Below are 21,369 nucleotides of genomic sequence, written 5' to 3'. Positions count from 1 at the left end.
GTTAACCCGCGCAGGCGGGCGCGCGGGACCGAGGTCCCGCCCGGAGCCCCGGTACGCAGGCCCGATACTGACGACATGCCGGCACCCCGACGCACCCCCGCGGAGCGCACGCTCGCCGCGGCGAGCCGCGTCGACCTGCTGCGGATCCTGCAGCGCGGCGGCTCGCACACGGTCGGCGAGCTCGCCGCCGTCACGGGCCTGCACGAGAACACGACGCGTGAGCACCTCGCCCGGCTCGTCGCCGACGGGTACGCGGTCCGGACGCCCGAGGCGCGCACCGTGCGGGGCCGCCCGCGCATGCTCTACCGCGTCGCGTCGCCCGACGACGCGCGCCGCGACCCCATCGCGATGGGCCGGCTCGAGGAGTCGATCGCGCACGTCGCCCTGACCAAGGTGCTGATCAGCGGCTTCGGACGCGACCTCGGCCCGACGCGAGAGGCGGCACGGTCCGCGGGCTACGCGCTCACGGCGCCGGGCGGGGTGCTCGAGCCGACGGTCGAGCCGTTGCCCGAGCCGGCGGCGGTGACGCCCGGCGGGCCGGACGCGGGCGACGCGTCGCGCGCCGTCGAGCGCCGCCAGCTCGACGCCCTCGAGGGGCACCTGGACCGGCTCGGCTTCGACCCGGAGCGCGACGACGACGCGCTGCGCATCGACCTGTGGCGCTGTCCGTTCCTCGAGCTCGCGCGCGAGCGGCCCGACGTGGTGTGCAGCGTGCACCTGGGGCTCGCGAGCGGTGTGCTCGAGACCGTCGGAGGGCCGCTCACCGCGGACCGGCTGCGTCCGTTCGTCGGGCGCGAGCACTGCGTCCTCGAGCTGCGGCGCCCGACGGCGCCCCTCGCGGACGCCTGACCCACCAGGGCCGTAGGTCCTTTATCCACGGCGGGCGCCGTGAGAATCTGGCCTCGACGCGCGCACGACCCCGTGCGACGAGCCCCAGCACACGACCTCGGGAGACCGTCATGACCACGCAGGACGTCGACATCCTCAGCACCGCGCCCGAGCCCGCTGAGCAGCAGCACTCCTGCGGCTGCGGCGGCCACGACGAGGCCGACCCCGTCCTGGACGTGCGCGCCATCCCGCACGCCATCCGGCACGCGACGGTGTTCGGCGCGTTCGAGGCGATCGCCCCCGGCCAGTCGCTCGTGCTCGTCGCGCCCCACCTGCCGCGCCCGCTGCTCGCTCAGCTCGCCGAGCGCGCCCCGATCGACACCGAGGTGCTCGTCGACGGCCCCGAGGCGTGGACGGTCAAGATCACCCGCCGCGCCTGACCTGCCTCACAGCAGGGGCAGGACCAGCCGGGTGACGTTCTGCTCCGGGTCACCGCCCGGGTCCGGGTCCGTGACGTACTCCTCCCAGAAGTCGCCGCGGCCCTGGACGCCCTGCTCACGGCACCATGCGACCACGGTGCTCCACGCGTCCGGCAGCCGGTCGTACGGTCCGCGGTGGACGCCGACCACCGCGGACCCGCCGGCGAGGGTCAGGAGCTCCAACCCGTCGACGACCGCGTCCGGCGGCACCGCGAACCCTGCCGCGACGTCGGCGGTGTCGCTCGGCATCTCTCCGTACCACCCGATCGCGGGGCCGGTCGGCGGCACGCCCGCGGCTCCGAGCGCCTCCTGCACCTGGCGGTAGGCGCGGTCGTAGAACGCGCTCAGCGCGTCCATCGGCACGCGCTCGTGCACCACCGCCACCGTCGTCGTCGGCAGCTCGACCTGCTCGATGTCCATGTCGACCTCCTCGTCGTCTCGCACCCTCTCGCGCCGCGCCCGGGTGCGCCAGTGCGTGTGCCAACCTGGGGGCATGGCCGAGGTGGTGCGGGCGCGCGTCGACGCGTGGTGCTGGGCCGTGCGCCTGTTCCCGACGAGGTCCGCGGCGGGTGCGGCGTGCCGCGCCGGCCACGTGCGCGTCAACGGCGAGCGCGCCAAGCCCGCGACGATCGTCGTACCCGGGGACGAGGTGCACGTGCGTGGCGGTGAGCGTGAGCGCATCGTCGAGGTGCGCCGCACCGTCGTCAAGCGCGTCGGCGCCGCGGTCGCCGTCGAGTGCTACCTGGACCGCTCCCCCGCTCCGGTGCCCAAGGCCCAGGTCGCGCTCGCCGGGGTGCGGGACCGCGGCGCGGGCCGTCCCACCAAGCGCGACCGCCGCCAGCTCGACCGGCTGCGCGGGCGCGGCTGACGGCCTGGCCGGACCACGGAGGGCTCAGCCGGGCGCGAGGTCGGTGACGCGTGCGATGAGCCCCTGCGCGTCGAACGGCGCGCGGACCTTCGTGTCGTTGTCGAAGTAGACGAAGACGTCGCGACCCTGGGGGGCGGGCGGTGCGGGCGGCGCGAGCCGACGTGCGTCGTCGGGCTCACCGCCCGCGGCCCACGCGCGCACCCGCTGCGCCCAGCGGTCGAGCGCGGGGTCGTCGTAGCCGCTCGCGTACAGCTCGGTGTCACCGTGCAGGCGCACGTAGACCACGTCGGAGGTGACGTCCTCGATGACGGGCCAGCGGCCCGCGGTGTCGGCGACGACCAGGCCGATCCCGTGCGCGCGGGCGAGCGCGACGAACGCCGGGACCTCGAACGACGCGTGGCGCACCTCGAGCACGTGGCGCAGCGGACGGTCGGCGTCGGTCGTCGTCCACGCACGTCCCTCGAGCCGCTCGTCGTGCTGCTCCGCGAGCGCCGCCGCGGCCGCGGTGCTGCGTGGCAGGAGGTCGAAGAACGACGCGAGACGGTCCACGTCGAAGCCGAGGGTGGGCGGGAGCTGCCACAGCACGGGACCGAGCTGCGGGCCGAGCGCGAGCACGCCCGAGGCGAGGAAGTTGGCCACCGGCGTGCGCACGTCGGCGAGCTTCTTGAGGTGCGTGACGAACCGAGGGCCCTTGACCGAGAACACGAAGCCCTGCGGCACCTGCGCGGCCCACGTCTGGTAGCTGGCGGGGCGTTGCAGCGCGTAGAACGAGCCGTTGACCTCGATGCTCGTCATGCGCTGCGCCGCGTACTCGAGCTCGGCGCGCTGCGGCAGTCCGCGCGGGTAGAACACGCCGCGCCACGGCGCGTACCGCCAGCCCGAGATCCCGATGCGCACCGTCACGCGGCCAGCCTGCACTCTCGCGGGGAGATCGGCAGGACCGGCCGGGCGGTCGCTCACCTGGGACCAACGTCCCGGGTAGGCTGACCCGCATGAGCGAACCCGTCCTGCAGCGTCGCGACGACGACCGTTCCGGCTCCGCGGAGCGCGCCGTCACCGTGTTCTTCACGTTCCTGCTGTTCTTCGTCGGCATCGCCCTGTTCGCGGTGTCGTTCGACGTGGTCGACGCCGCGAAGCCGTGGGTCTTCTTCGGCGCCATCGCGTCGATCAGCCTCGCGTTCGCGATCCCGACCACGATCATCCCGGCCCTCGAGGACCGCTGACCTCCGGCCCCACCACGCGTCCTCCAGCGCGGAGAGCCGCCGCCCGTCTCCCGGGCGGCGGCTCTCGTCGTCCCGGGACGCGTGCGCGTCACCCGTGTACGGCCACCGCGCCGGGGCGTGTGTGACCTTCGACTCACGCCCGGCCTGACCTGCGCTCCTAGCGTCGACCCCAAGAGCACCTCACCTCTCAGGGGAGATCGTGGACACCGCCGCCCGCACCGCAGCCGAACGCAGCACCGCCGCCCACGCCCCCGGGGCGTCGCCGCACGAGGGGTCGGCACCGTCGCGTCGTCGCCGAGCACGCCTGCTCGTCGGCCTGCTCGCCCTCACGGCCCTGCTCGCGGGGTGCGGGCAGAGCACGACGAGCGAGGGCTCCGTGCACGGCGGCGAGGCGAGCCTCGCCCTGCCCGACCTGAGCCAGGTCACCGTCCTCGGCGGGCTGTCGGGGCGCGCGCTGCTCGGGCTCGGGCTCGTCGTGTGCGTCATGGGCCTGGCGATGGGTGTCGCGACGTACCTGCAGATGCGCAAGCTCGAGGTGCACGCCTCGATGCGTGAGGTCTCCGAGCTCATCTACTCGACCTGCAAGGCGTACCTGGCGCAGCAGGGCAAGTTCCTCGTGGTGCTGTGGGCGTTCATCGCCGCGGTGATCGTCGTGTACTACAAGGTGCTCGTCGGGTTCGGGTGGGGCCGCGTCGCGGTCGTGATCGCGTTCAGCCTGATCGGCATGGCCGGCTCGTACTCGGTCGCGTGGTTCGGGATCCGCGTCAACACGCTCGCCAACAGCCGCGTCGCGTTCGCGAGCCTGCGCGGCAAGCCGCTCCCCCTGCACCGCATGCCGCTCAAGGCGGGCATGTCGATCGGCATGGTGCTGATCAGCCTCGAGCTGCTGATGATGCTCGTCATCCTCATGTTCCTGCCGCGCGAGATCGCGGGTGCGTGCTTCATCGGGTTCGCGATCGGCGAGTCCCTGGGCGCGAGCGCGCTGCGCATCGCGGGCGGCATCTTCACCAAGATCGCCGACATCGGCTCGGACCTCATGAAGATCGTCTTCAAGATCAAGGAGGACGACGCCCGCAACCCCGGTGTGATCGCCGACTGCACGGGCGACAACGCGGGCGACTCGGTCGGCCCCTCGGCGGACGGCTTCGAGACGTACGGCGTCACCGGCGTCGCGCTCGTGACGTTCGTGCTGCTGGGCGTGCATGACCCCGCGGTGCAGGCGAGTCTGCTCGTCTGGATCTTCGTCGTGCGGGCCGTGATGATCGTCGCGTCCGCGGTGTCCTACCAGCTCAACGACCTGTGGACCGCGCGCCGCTACCGCGACGCCGATCGCATGGACTTCGAGCGGCCGCTGTCGAACCTCGTGTGGCTCACGTCGGCCGCGTGCATCGTCGCGACGTTCCTGACGACGTGGTTCGTCCTCGCGGACACCGCGGCCGCGGACCAGTGGTGGAAGCTCGCGACGATCGTCTCGTGCGGCACGCTCGCGGGCGCGCTCATCCCCGAGCTCGTCAAGGCGTTCACGTCGACCTCCTCGCGGCACGTCCGCGAGGTCGTGAAGTCCTCGCGTCAGGGTGGGCCGTCGCTCAACATCCTGTCCGGGCTCGTCGCCGGCAACTTCTCGGCCTACTGGCTGGGTATCGCGATCGTCGGGCTCATGGGCGGGTCCTACCTCATCAGCGAACAGGGCCTCGGCGACCTCATGGTCGCCCCCGCGGTGTTCTCGTTCGGGCTCGTCGCGTTCGGGTTCCTCGGCATGGGACCCGTCACGATCGCCGTGGACTCCTACGGGCCGGTCACGGACAACGCGCAGAGCGTGTACGAGCTGTCCGTCATCGAGGACATCGAGGACATCGACGACGAGCTCGAGCGCGACTACGGCTTCCAGCCCCAGTGGGAACGCGGCAAGCTCATGCTCGAGGAGAACGACGGCGCCGGGAACACGTTCAAGGCGACCGCGAAGCCCGTGCTCATCGGCACGGCCGTGGTCGGTGCGACGACCATGATCTTCTCGATCATCATGGGCCTGACCGGCGGCCTCACCGAGGGCATCGAGAACCTCTCGCTGCTGCACCCGCCGTTCCTGCTGGGCCTCATCACCGGTGGCGCGGTCATCTTCTGGTTCACCGGCGCCTCGATCCAGGCCGTCACCACGGGAGCGCACCGCGCGGTCGAGTTCATCAAGACCACCATCAAGCTGGACGGCGTCACCAAGGCGTCCGAGGAGGACTCGCGGCGCGTCGTCGAGATCTGCACGCAGTACGCCCAGCAGGGCATGCTCACGATGTTCCTCGGCGTGTTCTTCGCGACGCTCGCGTTCGCGTTCGTCGAGCCGTACTTCTTCATCGGCTACCTGGTGTCCATCGCGACGTTCGGTCTCTACCAGGCGATCTTCATGGCGAACGCCGGCGGCGCGTGGGACAACGCGAAGAAGATCGTCGAGACGGACCTGCACGCCAAGGGCACCGCGCTGCACGACGCGACGATCGTCGGCGACACCGTCGGCGACCCGTACAAGGACACCTCGTCGGTCGCCCTCAACCCCGTCATCAAGTTCACGACCCTGTTCGGCCTCCTGGCCGTCGACCTCGCGGTCTCGTTGACCGACGACGGCCTGCACACGCTCGTCGTGAGCCTCGCCGCCGTGTTCTTCGTGATCTCCGCGTTCTTCGTCCACCGGTCGTTCTACGGCATGCGGATCCGCACGTCGCTCGAGGACGACGACGAGGGTGCGTCCCTCGCACCCGCCGACGAGCCGCCGGCCGACGCGCACGCGTCCGACGAGCGAGCGTCCGAGAAGCCCGCGTCCGCCGAGCCCGCCCTGCCCGAGCAGGCACGGCCCGTCGACGACGAGCTCGGCGCGAAGGAGGCGAGCGTGTCATGACCCCGCGCATCGCGATCCGCTACCGGGACGTGCTCGTCGACCCCGACGGCCACGTCGCCGGGCACGACGCCGGCGCGACGCTCGTGCGCCGCCTGCTGCGCGTGTTCCCCGGCTCCGTCCTCGTGGGCGACGGCCCCCGCCGCTGCGACGGGTTCGACGTCCTGCCGCTCGAGTTCCTCGACGCGAGCGACACCGTCGTCATCAACATGGACGTCGTCGACTCCGCCGCCGTCTGGCGCACGCTCGCCCGCTCCGGCACCGCCCGGCCCGGCACCGAGCCGCGCGTCATGAACTTCGTCTGGTGGACCACCTCGCAGTTCACGCACCCGGTCGATCGCGCGTGCCTCGGCCTGGCCTGCGCGCTGTTCCCCACGTTCGCGAACTCCGAGCGGACCGCGACCGAGGTCCGCGAGATCGTCGGGCAGTGGACCGTGCAGCAGCTCGCCGAGCAGGCCCGCATCGGCTGGGTCAACCTCGGCATCCGGCTCGAGCACGTGCACCCGCGCCACGAGCCCGACGTCCCCGTGGTCCTCTACCCCGCGATCTGGCTGTCGGAGCGCAAGCAGCCGCAGGCGTTCGTCGACGTCGTCGAGCGCGTGCACAAGCGCGTCCCGCTGCGCGTCGAGGCCCGGCTCGTCGAGTCGCACCTCGTCTCCGAGGCCGCGATGCGCCTGTCCCGGCACGACTGGGTGTGGCTCGGCCCGCTCACCGCGAGCCGCGACGACTACTGGGAAGCCCTCGCGCACACCACCGCGTTCCTCGCCACCGCCACCGACGAGTCCTACGGCCTGGAGTACGTCGAGGCGCTCGTCGCCGGCGCCGTCGGCGTGTTCCCCGACCGCCCCTGGGCGCGCGCGATCCTGCCCGCGACCTACCCGCTGCTCTACCGCACCACCGCCGAGGCCGAGGCGATGCTCGAACGCGCCCTCACCGACACCGCGACCGTGCGCCGCGAGCTCGACGACGCCGCCGGCGGCTCCTTCCAGGAGTGGCTCCGCGCACGCCACGACGACGACGCCTTCGACCACGCCATCGTCGAGCACGTCCACCGCTGGTTCGGCCAGGTCCCCTGAGCCGCGCCGCCGTCGACGGGAGGTCGGTCAGCGGTAGGCGTCGGCCCGGTGGGAGATCCGCACCACCAGGAGCACTCGGGTGTCGTCGTCGAGGGTGAACAGGACGCGGTAGTCGCCGCGGCGCGCGGAGCGCAGCCCCTCGAGCTCATAGCGCAGCGGCTTGGACATGCGCTCGGGGTTGGTCGGGAGGGTCCGGGTGACGAACTCCACGACGGCCCCGACGACGCGCGGGGGCAGACGCTCGAGCGAGCGCAGCGCGCTCGCCGCGACCTGGACCCGCCACGGTTCGGCGGCCTCGCTCACAGCGGCGGGAGGCCGTACCGGGCCCGCAGGTCCTCACCGGAGATCGTCGTTGCCTCGGCCACCGCCTGGCGCGCTGCGGCGACGTCCTCGCGCACGCCCGGCTGGGACAGCCAGAACAGCGTCTCGTGCAGGGAGTCCAGGTCGTCCGCCGACATCAGCACCGCCGCGCTGCGGCCGTGCTTGGTGATCTGGATGATCTCGTGGGTGCGGTCGGCCTCGTCGACGAGCGCCGACAGCTTGTCCTTCGCCTCGCTCAGAGCGACAGTCCTCATAGGCCCACCATAGCCCCGAAACCGGCCCACGGATAGCCTGCCTGTTGGCCGATATCGCGCCGAGCCTCTTGCCGCACGGAATCAGTCGAGGTCACCAGTGCGTAGATCTCGCGGGCAGCGCACCGCCAGGCCCCCGCCCCGGCCGGCGAGCGCCAGGACGTCATCGCGACGGTGGTGAACCGCCCCGGCGTCCATGGTGGCTCGCAACCCACGGAGGATGAGAGTCATGGCAGCACCGAGCGTGGGAGTTCGTCTCAGGCGGCGAGTGCGACCTGGGTGCCGGGTCAATGACGAGGGCACAGGAACTGCTGCTTCGTGCCGGATGGCGTTCTGACCGGCATGTCGACGTGGAGCGCATGGTCGCGGAACTGGACGTGGCGGGCTACAGCGTGAGCCTGGCGGCCCGTGAGTTCCTCGAGGTGTTCTCGGGGCTCGTGATCACCGACGAGGAGGGCCGACGTGCTCTGCACATCGATGGGCACCAGGCCGCGCGTCACGCGGATCCCGACTGGTGCGAGGCGTATGCGGAAGGCATCGGCCGTGCCATCACGCCCGTTGGCGAGTACTCACACATGACCCTCGTCATCGACGAGACTGGCGCCTTCTGGGGTGGTTTCGACGCGGAGTACGGGCTCATGGGCGAGAACATCGTTGATGTTATCCGGGCCTTGCTGATCGAACCGGACTCTCGGCCGCTTGATCGCGTAGTCCCTGATTAGCCCGCGTCTCCTGCTGCTCGCGCAGTGAACTGGACTCCCTCGGGATAGACGGCTCAGGTCGCTGAGGTGTCGACGTGTTCGGGGATCGTCCCGGTGCGGTCTGTGCGATGCACGCGGTCATCACGCCGCCACCCGGCGCGCCGGAGTCAGCCGATGGTCGCTGCGATGTCGCGCACCAGGTGAGCGCGGGCGACGGTCGTCTCGGGGCGAGGGTCGTCGAGCGCGAGGAGGACGACGCGGTCGTCGCCGATGGTGAGTGTCGAGAGCAGGTCCTCGTGGCGCGCGACCCGCTCGCGCACGGCCGGCAGCCAGGCCGGATCGGCCGTCTCGCGGCGGCCCGCCCACGCCGGGGTGACGAGCATCGAGTCCGCGGTCGCCCCGATCGGCACGCTGACGCGGGCCGGGCCGGTGCGCGCGTCGGCAGCCACGACCTCGCGGCGCACGGGAGAGCGGCGCGAGCCGGGCACCGCACGCAGCACCCAGGTTTCGCAGCGCACCGGCATGCCGGAGACCGCGAGACGCAGCCTGCCGCGTGCGGCCTCGACCCTCCACCCTCGCGGGAGCGCGAGCGCGGCGTCCCGGGGGTCGGGCGGGCCGTCGTCGACGAGCCTGGCGCCGTTCCAGGTCCGTGCCCACGCGGCTCGGGCGGACGCGACGCGACCGTGGGTCGCCTCCGCGCCGCCGGCCCGTCGCCACAGGACGCCGCCCAGGACGCCGACGACGAGGACGGCCGCGACGACGATCCGCTGCGCGGGGCCGCTGGCGAGGCCGGCGGCGACGACGCAACCCGCGATCGTCGCGACGCCGGTCACCGGCAGGACCGCGCCCGCAGCGGTCCACGAGCGGCGGCGCAGGCGCGCGCCGCTCGGCCGCGGGTCAGCGCCGGACATCGGGCGGCTCGTCGGCCGCGGGCAGCATCTCGTGGGCAGCGGCGGCGACCGCGCCGGAGAGGTCGCCGACGGACGCCGGTGCCTCGCGCACGGCCTCGTCGACCGATGCACGCAGCAGCGCGACGGCCCTGCGGTGCGCGTCCATCGTCGCGGCGGCGAGGGCGCGCGGAGCTGTGCGCATGGCGTGCGGCGTGAACTCCACGCCCTGGATCAGCGCATCGGGACCGAGCGTGACGCGGACCTCGCGCCCGGCCGACCATGCCGAGTAGGTGGCCTGCTCGATGCGTGCCGCGATGCGAGCGGTCTCGGCTGCCGTCTGGTGCGCGTCGCGCTGCAGCTGCTTGAGCCGCTCACGTGCGTCCGCGAGCGGTGCGTAGGGGTCCATGGTCAGCCTCCGACCGTCTGGGCGCCCTGGTCGACCCCCGAGGCACCGGCGCCGACCACCGTGTCCGGCCCGATGCCGAGGTTGTAGAGCCCGACCTCGTCGAACGCCCGGTACAGGTCGGCCAGGAGGTCGCAGAAGCGCCCGGTCGACTGGAGCAGCTCGTCCGTCCACCTCGCGGCGTCGTCGACCCAGCGGGCGATCGCGGAGGTTGCCTGCGCGACGACGACGGGCACGCCGAAGCCGAGAGTCCCCAGCGCCTCGGCCACCCAGACGATCAGCTTGCCGACGAGCTCGGCACAGATGGCGGACACGATCTGCCGGACGATCTCGACGATCCCGCTCCCGATCGCGAACCCGGTGTTCACGCACCGGCACGCGAAGGCCTCCACGGTGGCCCGGTGCGCCATCTCGGTCACGCGGCGCCGGAACGCGTCGGCGGCGGGTCCGTGCCAGTACTGCGCCGTCCGGTCGCGGATCTCGATCAGACGGTCGGACTGCATCTCCAACGTGGCGCCGACGTTCGCCCAGGTCAGACCGACCGCGGTGACCACGGCAGGGTCACCGACGAGCACGTCGAGAGCCTCCTGGAACCAGGAGAAGCGGTCCAGCAGGAAGCCCGCGACGCTGGACGCGAGGGTGCCGAGAGGGTCGACCGCGACGCCGACGAGGTCGCCGACGCTCCCCGCGGCCGATCCCAGGGCCCCCGCCCAGTCCCCCGAGCCCAGGCTCGCACCCGTCGAGAACAGCGACCCGACGACCGGCACGCCCAGCGCGGTCCCCTCGAACCACGCGGGCGCCTCCCACGTCTCGGGCTCGACGACCAGGGTCATCCCAGACGCCCCAGGAGCCCGCGGTTGCGCGCGGCCGATGCGGCGTCGGCCGCCTCGTAGTCCGCCACCGTGTGGCGCAGGTTCAGGGCGACGGCCTCGTACGCCCCCGCCTCGGCACGCAGCGCCGCGACCGCCGCGGTCTGGACCGTCTGCGAGGGCGGGACCATCGCGATGCACAGCAGACCGAACGCGGTCTGCGACATCCCCTGCGCCGCGAGACCGGCGCTCACCGCGCCGTCGAGCTCGTCGCTCACGGCGAAGACGTTCCCGACCTCGGCGGCGAGCCGCACCGGGTCGACCGAGAACTCGTCCATCACTTCCCCTCCTCCGCGAGAACCTGCCGGACACGCGCCGCGACCTCGCTGTCCCCCAAGCTCGGCAGGGCCTGGAGACGCGGGCGTCCCGTACCGCGGTACGCGTCACGCACCGCGTCGAGCACGGCCGCCTCGAGCTGCTCCGGTGCGAGCCGTGCAAGGTCGGACGCGAACACGATGTCGGCCAGCAGACCGTGACCGTCGACGACGACCTCGACCAGGCCGTCCCGGTCCACGCCGGTCGTCGGCGCGTGCGAGGTCGTCGGGCGCACGCCCTGCGCCGCCCTCAGGTACGCGATCCCGTCCGCCAGGACGGACTCCAAGTCTTCCGTGGCCATGGCCGCGAGAGTAGCGGTGTGCACGCCCGTCGTGGGCGGGTCGTCCGACGCGGCGACGTCCTCCCTGCTCGGGACCAGCGGCACCAGCCAGTCGCGCAGATCGGGTTCGAGGGTGCGGGCGTAGCTCGCGGTCACGTGGCTGACGTCGCGCCACACCAGCACGCCGCCGATGATCGCGGGACAGACCTCGTCGGGACACATCCGGTCCGTGAGGTCGAGCAGCGGCACGCCCTGGTCCCGCGCCGCCGCCTCCTGCTGCGCGAGACCCGAGCGCCGCAGCGGCGCGTCGGCGTCGGGCGCGCAGTCACGCGTCCACGTGTCACGGTGCTGCGCGACGCACTCCGGCACGTCGATCCCGACCCACGGCGTGTCCCCCAGTGCGACGACCTCGATCCCGGCGTCGCGCAGCCGCTGCCACGTCGCGGCGAGCCCGGCCACCGCGACCTCGTCGCCGGCGCGGCCACGCACGAGCGCACCGTCGGCACCGGCGACCTCGATCCGGTTGTTGCTCACGACCACGACGTCCGGCGGGTCCGCCAGCAGGCGCGCGACGACGGCCTCGTTCCACGCGGTGCACGCGTCGTACGGCGCCTGCATCGTGCCGAGCCACGTGCGCGCGGCCGTGAGTGCACAGCTGCCCTTGGTGTACGTGTCGAGCCGCCAGCCCTCGTCCTGCGCGATCGCCGCGAGCGGAGGCTGCCACTGCCCCGCGTGCGAGTCCCCCACGAGCGCGACGACCGTGCGCGCGTCCGCGCGGCCGAACGTGCACGCGGCAGGCTCCGTGCCGAGCGCGTTCTGGTGGCAGTCCTGCCCGTACAGCTCCGCGACGTCCTGGGTCGCGTCGGCGAGCGCGGGGACCAGACGGTCGAGGTCGGTCGCGGCATCCGGTCCCGTCCACGTGCCGTCCCGCAGGACCCGCGCGCCCGGCGGGTCGGCGTCGGTCGGGGTCGTCGGGATCGCACGCAGCAGCAGGACCGCGGCGAGCAGCCCGACGAGCGTGCACACGACGCCGAGCACCGCCGACCGGGCCGTGCCCGCGCGCAGCCGCGCGGACGTGTGCAGCGGACGCTCGACCAGGCGGTAGGACACGACGGCGGGGATCGCGGAGACCACGACGGCGACGACGAGGTCGCGGGTCGACGGCACCCCGTCCGCGAGCGCGGTCGCGACCACGACCGCAGGCCAGTGCCACAGGTACAGCGAGTACGACGTGGCCCCCACGGGCTGCAGCGCCCGAGCGGTCAGCGGCCGCAGCCCGGGGCCGGCGATCCCGGCCGCCAGCACCAGCACGGTCCCACCGACCGGCACCGCCGCCGCCAGGCCCGGGAAAGGCGTCGTCGGCTCGAACACGAACGCCGCGAGGACGACGAGGCCGAGCCCCACCCAGCCCGCCGCGCGCAGCGCGACCGCGGGCAGGCGCGCCACGCGGTGCGCGAGCAGCGCGAGGAGCCCGCCCGCCGCGAGCTCCCACGCGCGCGTCGTCGTCACGAAGTACGCCCGCGACGGGTCCGCCGCGGTCAGCCACACCGACCAGGCGAGCGACGCTCCCCCGACCGCCACGACACCCACCACGAGCGCACGCCGCGACACCCGCCGGCCGCGCAGCCGCGCGAGCGCGACGAGCCCCACCACCAGCACCGGCCACACGACGTAGAACTGCTCCTCCACCGCGAGCGACCAGAAGTGCTGCACGGGGCTCGCCGCGGCGTCCTGCGCGAGGTAGTCGACCGAACGGTCCGCGAGTCGCCAGTTCACGACGTACAGCGACGTCGCGACGACGTCGCCCGCCACGTCCCGCCACCGCGTCACCGGCAGCCACAGCGCGGTGGCGGCCACGACGGCGACGAGCGTCAGTGCGGCCGCGGGCAGCAGGCGTCGGGCCCGGCGGGCGTAGAACCGCGCGAGACGCAGCCGGCCCGTGCGCGCGACCTCGTCGGCGACCAGACCCGTGATGAGGAAGCCCGACAGGACGAAGAACACGTCCACCCCGACGAACCCTCCGGGCACGGGCAGGCCGGCGTGGAACGCGAGGACGAGCAGCACCGCCACCGCGCGCAGCCCCTGCACGTCACGCCGGAACCCCTGACGTGCGGACGGAGCGGCCGTGGTCGTCGGCGCGTGCGGCGTCGCCGGACGCGCGGGCGCGGCCGGGAGCGTCAGGGACCGGGGGGCGGGCACCGGCGCACGCTAGCGTCCCGTCCGGGACGTCGCACGGTGAGACGGCCCCGCGTGAGGTCCGCGCCGCGGCCGGGAGACAATGAGGGCCGCCGAACCTGGGAGCCGTGATGCCCGACCGCATGAACGTCGAGTCGTTCAACCTGGACCACCGCACCGTCGCCGCACCGTACGTGCGCCTCGCGGACACCAAGGTGCTGCCCGCGGGCGACGTCATCGAGAAGTACGACGTGCGGTTCACGCAGCCCAACGTCGCGCACCTCGAGATGCCGACCGTGCACTCGCTCGAGCACCTCGTCGCCGAGCACTCGCGCAACCACACCGACCGGGTGGTCGACTTCTCCCCCATGGGCTGCCAGACCGGCTTCTACCTCACGCTCGCGGGGCGGTGGGAGTACGACGACGTGCTCGACCTCGTCGAGGCGACCCTGCGCGACGTGCTGGACGCCGACGAGGTGCCCGCCGCGAACGAGGTGCAGTGCGGGTGGGGTGCCAACCACACCCTGACCGGGGCGCAGGACGCCGCGCGCGCGTTCCTCGCGCAGCGTGCGCACTGGTCGACGGTGACCGCATGAGCGCACGGCTCGACGCGGTCGTCGTCGTCGCCATGCCCGTCGAGGCCGAGGCGTTCGTCACGGCCGCCGACGAGGTGGGCGCCACGATGGTCGCGCCCGGCGGTGCCGAGCACCGGTCCCTGCGGCTCGGCGGGCGACGGGTCCTGCTCGTGCGCTCCGGGATCGGCCTGGTCAACGCCGCCACCGCGGCGTCCGTCGCGCTCGCCGCCCATCGCACGCGCGTGCTCGTCAGCGGTGGGAGCGCGGGCGGCCTCGGCGTGGGCGTGCGCGTCGGTGACGTGGTCGTCGGTGACGAGCACGTGCACTCGAACGCCGACGCCCGCGCGTTCGGCTATGCGCTCGGCCAGGTGCCCGGCATGCCTGCCACCTACGCCGCCGAGGCCGGGCTGCGCGACCAGGCGCACCGGGCCGCGGACACCCTGCCCGCGTGGCCCGTCGAGCCCGGGGTGCGGGTGCTGCGCGGCGACGTGGTCTCCGGCGACGTGTTCGTCGACGCCGAGCGCGTCGAGGGCGTGCGCGCCGCGTTCCCCACAGCGCTCGCGACGGACATGGAGTCCGCCGCGCTCGCGCAGGTCGCGCACCTGTTCGGCGTGCCGTTCCTGTCCGTGCGCGGCATCAGCGACCTGTGCAGCCCCGTCGACGCGGGCGAGTTCACCACCCACGTCGACGACGCCGCCGACCGTTCCGCGGCCGTCGTGCGCGCGCTGCTGCGCGCGCTGCCCGCGGACTCCTGACCGCGCCCCCTCAGCCGCGCCGGGCGGCGAGCGCCGCGTCGATCTGCGGGTCACCGAGCCGGCCGAGCCACTCCAGCAGGTCCGGGTAGGTGGACGGGTTGGACGCGAGGTGCACGCGCAGCTCGGGGGCCTGCGCCGCGATCGCCGCGAGCACCTCGAGGTCCGTCGACGGGTCGCTCGCCTGCTCGGCCGTGAACGGGTGCGCAGGAGCCGCGTCCGGGTGGGCCGGGGCGGCGGGCTCCGGCTCCTGACCCTCGGCCGGGTCGTCCCCCGCGTACTCGTCGAACCAGGTCGGCTCCTCCTGCGTCGTCGCAGGGTCGGTCTCGCCGGGGCCCGCGGCGTCGGGCTCGGCGCGCTGCAGCGGCACGGTGGGCGCGGGCCCGGCGTCGGGCACCGCAGCCACGGGCTCCGCCGCGACGGGCTCCGCTGCGACGGGCTCCGCTGCGACGGGCTCGGCCGCGTGCTCCTCGGCGACCGGCTCCGCCGTCACGGGCCGGACCGGGGCGGGCTGGGACGGGAGCGGCTCGGCCGGGGCGGGCTGGGCCGTGGGCGGCACCACGGGCGCGGACGCCTGCGTGGGCACGCCCGTCGGCACGGGGTGCGCGAACGCCGGCTGCGGCTCGCCGGTCCACGGCTGACGTACGGCGCCGCCGTGCACCGCGTACCACTTCCGGACCGACGCGGGACCGAGCAGCGCGACGGTCGCGAGCGTCGGGAGGCCGAACGCCACGAGCAGGTCGGACAGGTCCACCTGGCCGAGCAGACGCGGGAGCGCGTCCGCGTCCCCGAGCAGCGCGAGCGCGACGATGCCGAGCGCGACCACCACGAACGTCGCGACGAGCGCCGCCGGCCGCCCGCCCGCCGGGTCGCCCGCGTGCACCGTCCGCGCGACGAACGCCGCGAGCGCCGTCAGCACCAGCACCACGACGAGCGCGACCTCCCACGCGCGGACCCCGCCGCCGGCGGTGCCGGACGCCACGACGACCACGAGGTGCAGCAGGGCGTAGCCCGCCACGATCACGACGACCGCCAGCCACGACCGGTGGGCCACGTCGAACCACTCGCGCTCGGGCGGCGCGACCGGACGCACGAGCCGGCTCCACACCGGGTAGAGCACGACGGCACCCGCGGCAGGCAGCACGACGTAGCCCGCGTGCCACGTCGCGACGGTCAGCGCCGTGTGGAAGCCGGACCCGGGCTGCTCGCCGTGGAACGGTCCGTAGAAGACGAACCAGAAGGTCGCGGTCGTCGCGGCCGCGAGCAGCACCCACCGCCAGGCGGCGGACCCGCGCACGACGCCCAGCACGGGCACGGCGGCGACGAGCGCGACGAGGAGCGTCCCCCCGAGCGAGACCAGCACCAGGCCCCAGCCGCCGTCGAGCCGCAGCAGGTCCGCGAGGTTCGTGGCGAGGTCGACGAGGCTCACGAGCTGCAGCGCGAGCGCGACCCCGAGGAGCGCGACGAGCGCACGGCGGGTCCAGGCGGTGACCAGCTCGACGGTGCGCGCGCTGCCGAGCTCTGCGACCCGCGGGCCGGCCGCGACCGCGACGCCCGCGAGCCCGACCGCGACCGCCGGGCCGATCCCCCCGGGCACGACTTCCCCGACGACCTCGTCGGTGAAGGCCACGCCCACGTCGAGCACGAGGTACACGACGACGAGCAGCACGTACGGCACGTTCGCGAGCGCGCGCGCGGCGAGCACCGTGCGGTTGGTCCACCCGCGCGGCAGCGCCCCGAAGCGCGCGAGGTAGAACAGCGTGAGCGACAGCACGGACACGACTGTGGCGAGCACGACCTCGAGCCGCTCGCCGGCGGTGTAGCGGTAGTCCCACCCGAGGCCGAGGCTGACGAGCAGGAGGAGCAAGGCGACCGCGTCCGTCACGTAGTCGCGCACGGGCACGCCCGCGAACGCGCTGGGCCGCTTCGCCGGCGGGGGCGGGTACCCGCCCGACGAGTACGGGTGGGGCCCGCCGGGCTGCTCGTCCGGGCTGCTCATCGTCGCGCTCCTTCGTCGTGCTCGGGACCGGGTGCCGACGCGACTGTAGCCGCCCGGGCGATGTTCCGGCGCCCGCTTCGTCCCGTTCACGCCCGCACGGGCGAGGGCGCCGCGCTCAGGTCCTCCGTTCGAGGAGGACTGCGACCTCGTAGTGCGTGGTCTGCGGGAACATGTCGAACACGCGCGCCTCGCGCACGGCGAACGAGCCCATCGCCGCGAGGTCGCGCGCGAGCGACACCGCGTTGCACGACGAGTAGACGACGCGCGTCACACCCGAGCCCTCGAGCCAGCCCGCGAGCGCGGGACCGATGCCGCGCCGCGGCGGGTTGACCACGACGAGGTCCGGGGGCGCACCCTGCGCGAGCGCCCACGCGGTGGCGTCGGCGGCCACGAACGTCGCCGGGCGACCGAGCTCCGCGGCCGTGGCCCGCGCGCTCGCGACCGCCTCCTCGCTCGTCTCGACGCCGACGACGTGCGCCGCGTGCACGTGCAGCGCGAACCCACCGACACCGCAGTACAGGTCCCACACGCTCGTCGGCGCGCTCTGCTGCACCCAGGCGGCCGCCTGGCGGTACAGCGCGGCGGTGACGTCCGTGTTCGTCTGGAAGAACGAGCGCGGGCGCAGGTGCAGCGCGACGCCGTCGACGTCCATCGTGAGCGTCTGCTGCTCGGTCAGCGGGATCTCCAGGTCACCCTCGAGCACGGCCTTGTGCTCGGGCAGGACGTTGACGCTCGCGACCGCGAGCGTCGGCAGCTCGGCGCGGAGGCTCGGCAGGTGCTTGCGGATGCGCGCGACGGCCTCCTGCGAGCGCAGGACGAGCCGCAGCATCAGGCGCCCGTCCGGGGCGCGCGTGAGCAGGACGTGCTTGAGCTCGCCGCGCCGCGCGGGCACGTCGTACGGCTCGATCGCGGCGCGGGTCACGAACCGCGCGACCGCGGGGAACGCGGCACGCAGCTCGTCGGGATACAGGCCGCAGCCCTGCAGGTCCACGCCGCGCCCGGCGGCGTCGAGGATGCCCAGGGTGGGGTGCGCCGCCGTGCCCGCGACGACCATCTTGGCCTTGTTGCGGAAGCCCGACCCGGGGCTCGCGACGGGCGGGAGCCAGCGCGCGTCGGGGTGGTCGGCGAGCAGACCGCGCGCGTGCGTCTGCTTGGCGGCGAGCTGCTCGTCGTACGGGCGTCCCATCCAGGCGCAGGACCGGCACAGCCCCGCGTCGTAGTAGGAGCACTGCACGTCCACAGGGTACGGGCCCGCGTCGCGCGGGCTGTCGGGGCGGGTGGCTAGGGTGCGGGCGTGGGTGACGAGGGTGGCGAGGTCGGCGAGGTCGGTGCGGGCGGCGCCGCGGCGGGAGGTGGCCGCCTGCACGTGCACGTCGCGGAGCGCGCGGACGCGCTCGTCGCCGCGCTGGCCGACGAGCTCGCACGCCCGCCCGCGGACCCGTTCGCGGTGGACCTCGTGGCCGTGCCGACCCGCGGCGTGGAGCGCTGGGTCGCGCAGCGGCTCGCGCACCGCCTGGGCGTCGGTGACCAGGTGCTGCAGGACGGCGTGTGCGCGAACGTGCGGTTCGACCCGCCCGCGCGCGTCGTCGGCGACGTGCTGGCGGCCGTGGCGGGCGTCGACCGCGGCAGCGACCCGTGGCGGCCGCAGGCGTTGCAGTGGGACGTGCTCGACGTCCTCGACACGCACGCCGACGAGCCGTGGCTCGCGACCGTCGCGAACCACCTCGGCAGTGCCGGGCACGGCGAGGACGACGCGCAACGCGCGGGCCGGCGGATGCACCTCGCGCAGCGGGTCGCGCGGCTCCTGGCCGCCTACGACGCGCGTCGCCCCTCGCTCGCCCGGGCCTGGACCACCGCGCCGGTCGGGTCCCCCGCCACGGCGGCGGGGGACGGGGCCGGCGGCCCGCTCCCCCCGGACCTGGCCTGGCAGCCCGTGCTGTGGCGCCTGCTCGTCGAGCGGCTCGGTCCGCCGCCCGCGCTGCGGGTCGACGAGGCGGTCGCGCGGCTCGTCGAGGAGCCCGGGCTGGTCGACCTCCCCGAGCGGCTGCACGTGCTCGGCCCGACGTCGCTGCCCGCCGCGCACCTCGCCGTGCTCAGCGCGTTGGCGGCGCGCCGGGACGTGCACGTGTGGCTCCCCCAGCCGTCGCTCACGCTGTGGCGGGCGGTCGAGCCCGTCGCCGGGACACGCCGGCGGCGCGACGTCCGTCCGGGCGCGCACCACCCGTTGCTGCGCTCGATGGCGACCGACGCGACCGAGCTCGCCGCGCGGGTCAAGGCGCTCGACCCGGTGGTCCACGAGCTCGTCGCCGAGCCGCCGGCCGCGAGCGTGCTCGGCGCGCTGCAGGCACGCGTGCGCGCCGACGCGCCCCCGGGCTCGTCGCGACCGGTGTCTGCGGACCCCGCCGACCGGTCGCTGCAGGTGCACTCCTGCCACGGCCGGTCCCGTCAGGTCGAGGTGCTGCGGGACGTCGTCGTCGGCCTCCTCGCGGACGACCCGACGCTCGAGCCGCGCGACGTGCTCGTGATGTGCCCCGACGTCGAGGCGTTCGCGCCGCTCGTGCACGCCGTCTTCGGCCCCGCGCCCGACGAGCCCGGGACGCCCGAGCACCCCGGCCGCACCCTGCGGGTGCGCATCGCCGACCGGTCCCCCGCGCGCGCCAACCCGGTGCTCGCGGTGCTCACCACGCTCCTGGAGCTCGCGGGCTCGCGCGTGACCGCCTCGGCGGTCGTCGACCTCGCGGAGACCGCTCCGGTGCGACGCCGGTTCGGGCTGGACGACGAGGCGCTGGACCGGCTGCGCGCGTGGGCGCTCGAGTCGGGCGTGCACTGGGGCGAGGACGTCGAGCGCCGCGCGCTCTACCGGCTCGGTGCGGTCCCGCAGGGCACGTGGGCCGCCGCGCTCGACCGGCTACTGCTCGGCGTGGCGATGGCCGAGGAGGGTCAGCGGTACGTCGGCCCCGTGCTCCCGGTGGACGACGTGGGCTCCTCGGACGTCGCGCTCGTCGGCCGCGTGGCCGAGCTGCTGGACCGGCTCACCGCGGTCCTGGCCGACCTGGACGGCGCGCACCCCGCCGCAGGCTGGTTCGACGCGATGGACCGCGCGCTGCTCCTGCTCACCGACGTGGCACCGGTCGACCGGTGGCAGCAGGCCGAGGCGCAACGCGTGCTCGCCGCGGCGCGCGAGGACGCGGCGGGCCGGTCCAGCGCGCTGCGGCTGCGGGACGTGGTCGCCCTGCTCGGCCCGCGCCTCGAGGGACGGCCGACGCGCACCGGCTTCCGCACCGGCGCGCTGACCGTCTGCTCGCTCGCACCCATGCGGGCCGTGCCGCACCGGGTGGTCGTGCTGCTCGGCATGGACGACGGCGTGTTCCCGCGCGGGGGCCGCCGCGACGGCGACGACGTGCTCGCGCGCGACCCGCTCGTCGGTGAGCGCGACCGCCGTCAGGAGGACCGCCAGCTCTTCCTCGACGCCGTCACGTCCGCGACCGAGCACCTCGTGGTGCTGCACACGGGTGCCGACGAGCGGACCGGCGCGCACCGGCCGCCGTGCGTGCCCGTGGGCGAGCTGCTGGACGCGGTCGACGAGGCCGTCGCGCTGCCCGGGGGTGCGCGCGCCGCCCTCGTCGTCGAGCACCCGCTGCAGCCCGTCGACCCGCGCGTGTTCACGCCCGGCGCGCTCGGCCGGCCCGGGCCGTTCGGGTTCGACGCGCTCGACCTCGCGGCGGCGCGTGCCGCGACGGGCCCACGCGCCGTGTCCGACGTGCTCGTCCCGACCCCGCTGCCCCCGCCCGGCAGCGCCGGGGGCGATGTGGACCTCGCGGACCTCGTGGCCGCGCTGCAGCACGCGCCGCGCGCGTTCTTCCGGCAGCGCCTCGACGCGACGCTGCCGCGCGACGAGCCGCAGCTCGACGACCGGATGCCGCTCGAGCTGGACGCGCTCACCCGCTGGGCGATCGGCGACCGCGTGCTCAGTGCGACGCTCGACGGCGCCGACCTGGCGGCCGCCGCGGCCGCGGAGCGACGCCGCGGCCACCTGCCCCCGCGCGAGCTCGGCGGGGCCACGCTCGAGGCGATCCTGGACGAGGCCCGGCCGATCCTCGAGGCCGCCCGTCCCTACCTCGCGGGCGAGGCCGCCTCGTGCGACGTGCGCGTGGCGCTGCCGCACGCGACCCGGTCGGTCACCGGGACGGTGGCCGGGCTGCGCGACGGGCAGCTCGTGCGCGTCGTGTACTCGCGGCTCGCGGCCAAGCACCTGCTCGAGTCGTGGGTGCTCCTGCTCGCCCTGGCCGCGAGCGGCGCGCAGGTCCGACGGGCCGTGACGATCGGGCGGGGCCGCGGCGACGCCGACCGGTCCGTGCTGCGCGCACCCGAGCCCGGGCTCGCGCGCGAGCTGCTGGGCGAGCTCGTCGCGGTGCGCGACGAGGCGATGCTCGCGCCGATCCCGCTGCTCACCCGCACGAGCCACGCCTACGCGGCGTGCCGC

The 21,369-nt window shown here is 74.6% G+C and carries 20 protein-coding genes and 1 pseudogene; 10 read left to right on the top strand and 11 right to left on the bottom strand.

Features of this window, described 5'->3' with window-relative positions; genetic code table 11:
- Positions 1 to 75 precede the first annotated feature (75 nt).
- Together CBP52_RS02030 and CBP52_RS02025 are read left to right on the top strand one after the other, a co-directional pair.
- Positions 76 to 849, top strand: coding sequence for a metalloregulator ArsR/SmtB family transcription factor (locus CBP52_RS02030; protein ID WP_094179614.1), 774 nt, complete (start codon positions 76 to 78; stop codon positions 847 to 849).
- Between the two features lie 110 nt (positions 850 to 959).
- The gene (locus CBP52_RS02025) at positions 960 to 1,268 is read left to right on the top strand and encodes a DUF2249 domain-containing protein (protein ID WP_094179613.1); all 309 of its coding nucleotides are present in this window, start codon (positions 960 to 962) and stop codon (positions 1,266 to 1,268) included.
- 6 nt (positions 1,269 to 1,274) lie between these two features.
- On the opposite strand, the gene CBP52_RS02020 is transcribed toward CBP52_RS02025, so the two are convergent.
- Positions 1,275 to 1,727, bottom strand: a complete 453-nt coding sequence (locus CBP52_RS02020) for a GyrI-like domain-containing protein (RefSeq protein ID WP_094179612.1) — start codon at positions 1,725 to 1,727, stop codon at positions 1,275 to 1,277.
- Positions 1,728 to 1,800: 73 nt separating this feature from the next.
- Between CBP52_RS02020 and CBP52_RS02015 the strand changes: the two genes are divergently transcribed.
- Entirely contained in the window at positions 1,801 to 2,175 is a 375-nt protein-coding gene (locus CBP52_RS02015) for an RNA-binding S4 domain-containing protein (RefSeq protein ID WP_174773859.1), read from the top strand.
- Between the two features lie 24 nt (positions 2,176 to 2,199).
- On the opposite strand, the gene CBP52_RS02010 is transcribed toward CBP52_RS02015, so the two are convergent.
- Complete coding sequence (locus CBP52_RS02010) at positions 2,200 to 3,078, bottom strand: DUF72 domain-containing protein (RefSeq protein WP_094179611.1); 879 nt, start codon at positions 3,076 to 3,078, stop codon at positions 2,200 to 2,202.
- Positions 3,079 to 3,167: 89 nt separating this feature from the next.
- Between CBP52_RS02010 and CBP52_RS02005 the strand changes: the two genes are divergently transcribed.
- The 3 genes from CBP52_RS02005 (at position 3,168) to CBP52_RS01995 (ending at position 7,355) form a co-directional block, all read left to right on the top strand.
- Complete coding sequence (locus CBP52_RS02005) at positions 3,168 to 3,398, top strand: hypothetical protein (RefSeq protein ID WP_094179610.1); 231 nt, start codon at positions 3,168 to 3,170, stop codon at positions 3,396 to 3,398.
- Positions 3,399 to 3,597: 199 nt separating this feature from the next.
- Positions 3,598 to 6,282 (top strand): sodium-translocating pyrophosphatase, encoded by a 2,685-nt coding sequence (locus CBP52_RS02000; RefSeq protein ID WP_369826267.1) that lies wholly within the window; start codon positions 3,598 to 3,600, stop codon positions 6,280 to 6,282.
- Entirely contained in the window at positions 6,279 to 7,355 is a 1,077-nt protein-coding gene (locus tag CBP52_RS01995) for a glycosyltransferase (protein ID WP_094179609.1), read from the top strand. Before CBP52_RS02000 ends, CBP52_RS01995 begins: the two co-directional genes overlap by 4 nt.
- Positions 7,356 to 7,382: 27 nt before the next feature.
- Here CBP52_RS01995 and CBP52_RS01990 read toward each other — a convergent pair whose 3' ends face one another.
- Together CBP52_RS01990 and CBP52_RS01985 are read right to left on the bottom strand one after the other, a co-directional pair.
- Positions 7,383 to 7,658, bottom strand: a complete 276-nt coding sequence (locus CBP52_RS01990) for a type II toxin-antitoxin system RelE/ParE family toxin (protein ID WP_094179608.1) — start codon at positions 7,656 to 7,658, stop codon at positions 7,383 to 7,385.
- Positions 7,655 to 7,930 carry a type II toxin-antitoxin system Phd/YefM family antitoxin gene (locus CBP52_RS01985; protein ID WP_094179607.1) on the bottom strand — a complete coding sequence of 92 codons (276 nt, stop codon included), beginning with the start codon at positions 7,928 to 7,930 and terminating at the stop codon, positions 7,655 to 7,657. Before CBP52_RS01985 ends, CBP52_RS01990 begins: the two co-directional genes overlap by 4 nt.
- Positions 7,931 to 8,217: 287 nt before the next feature.
- Here CBP52_RS01985 and CBP52_RS01980 point away from each other — a divergent pair, with 287 nt between their 5' ends.
- The gene (locus CBP52_RS01980; protein ID WP_094179606.1) at positions 8,218 to 8,649 is read left to right on the top strand and encodes an SUKH-3 domain-containing protein; all 432 of its coding nucleotides are present in this window, start codon (positions 8,218 to 8,220) and stop codon (positions 8,647 to 8,649) included.
- Positions 8,650 to 8,795: 146 nt separating this feature from the next.
- Here CBP52_RS01980 and CBP52_RS01975 read toward each other — a convergent pair whose 3' ends face one another.
- Genes CBP52_RS01975 through CBP52_RS01955 form a run of 5 tightly spaced genes read right to left on the bottom strand, consistent with a single transcriptional unit; the run spans position 8,796 to position 13,584 of the window.
- Positions 8,796 to 9,539: a hypothetical protein gene (locus CBP52_RS01975; protein WP_094179605.1), complete on the bottom strand. Its 744-nt coding sequence runs from the start codon at positions 9,537 to 9,539 to the stop codon at positions 8,796 to 8,798.
- Positions 9,526 to 9,924: a YbaB/EbfC family nucleoid-associated protein gene (locus CBP52_RS01970; protein ID WP_094179604.1), complete on the bottom strand. Its 399-nt coding sequence runs from the start codon at positions 9,922 to 9,924 to the stop codon at positions 9,526 to 9,528. The genes CBP52_RS01975 and CBP52_RS01970 overlap by 14 nt, the downstream gene beginning before the upstream one ends.
- 2 nt (positions 9,925 to 9,926) lie before the next feature.
- Positions 9,927 to 10,754 (bottom strand): hypothetical protein, encoded by an 828-nt coding sequence (locus CBP52_RS01965; protein ID WP_094179603.1) that lies wholly within the window; start codon positions 10,752 to 10,754, stop codon positions 9,927 to 9,929.
- Positions 10,751 to 11,068 (bottom strand): type VII secretion target, encoded by a 318-nt coding sequence (locus tag CBP52_RS01960; RefSeq protein ID WP_094179602.1) that lies wholly within the window; start codon positions 11,066 to 11,068, stop codon positions 10,751 to 10,753. Before CBP52_RS01960 ends, CBP52_RS01965 begins: the two co-directional genes overlap by 4 nt.
- On the bottom strand, positions 11,068 to 13,584 hold the full coding sequence (locus CBP52_RS01955) for an SGNH hydrolase domain-containing protein (RefSeq protein WP_094179601.1): 2,517 nt from the start codon (positions 13,582 to 13,584) through the stop codon (positions 11,068 to 11,070). The genes CBP52_RS01960 and CBP52_RS01955 overlap by 1 nt, the downstream gene beginning before the upstream one ends.
- 107 nt (positions 13,585 to 13,691) lie before the next feature.
- On the opposite strand from CBP52_RS01955, the gene CBP52_RS01950 reads away from it, so the two are divergent.
- Complete coding sequence (locus CBP52_RS01950; protein WP_094182065.1) at positions 13,692 to 14,156, top strand: S-ribosylhomocysteine lyase; 465 nt, start codon at positions 13,692 to 13,694, stop codon at positions 14,154 to 14,156.
- Positions 14,153 to 14,890, top strand: a complete 738-nt coding sequence (gene mtnN, locus CBP52_RS01945) for a 5'-methylthioadenosine/S-adenosylhomocysteine nucleosidase (protein WP_094179600.1) — start codon at positions 14,153 to 14,155, stop codon at positions 14,888 to 14,890. The genes CBP52_RS01950 and mtnN overlap by 4 nt, the downstream gene beginning before the upstream one ends.
- A 10-nt stretch (positions 14,891 to 14,900) precedes the next feature.
- On the opposite strand, the gene CBP52_RS01940 is transcribed toward mtnN, so the two are convergent.
- Both CBP52_RS01940 and rlmC read right to left on the bottom strand, forming a co-directional pair.
- A complete protein-coding gene (locus CBP52_RS01940) occupies positions 14,901 to 16,886 on the bottom strand; it encodes a hypothetical protein (protein WP_094179599.1) in 1,986 nt (661 codons plus the stop codon).
- A gap of 115 nt (positions 16,887 to 17,001) precedes the next feature.
- Positions 17,002 to 18,120 (bottom strand): 23S rRNA (uracil(747)-C(5))-methyltransferase RlmC, encoded by a 1,119-nt coding sequence (gene rlmC / locus CBP52_RS01935; RefSeq protein WP_094182064.1) that lies wholly within the window; start codon positions 18,118 to 18,120, stop codon positions 17,002 to 17,004.
- Between the two features lie 60 nt (positions 18,121 to 18,180).
- Here rlmC and recC point away from each other — a divergent pair.
- Positions 18,181 to 21,357 (top strand): annotated as a pseudogene (gene recC / locus CBP52_RS01930) (exodeoxyribonuclease V subunit gamma); the annotation flags it as partial.
- Between the last annotated feature and the right edge of the window lie 12 nt (positions 21,358 to 21,369).

Origin of the sequence: Cellulomonas sp. PSBB021 (assembly GCF_002240455.1) — a bacterium.
GTDB lineage: Bacteria > Actinomycetota > Actinomycetes > Actinomycetales > Cellulomonadaceae > Cellulomonas > Cellulomonas uda.
The sequence above is the reverse complement of the archived record's forward strand: the minus strand, read 5'-3'. Positions and strand labels throughout refer to the sequence as shown.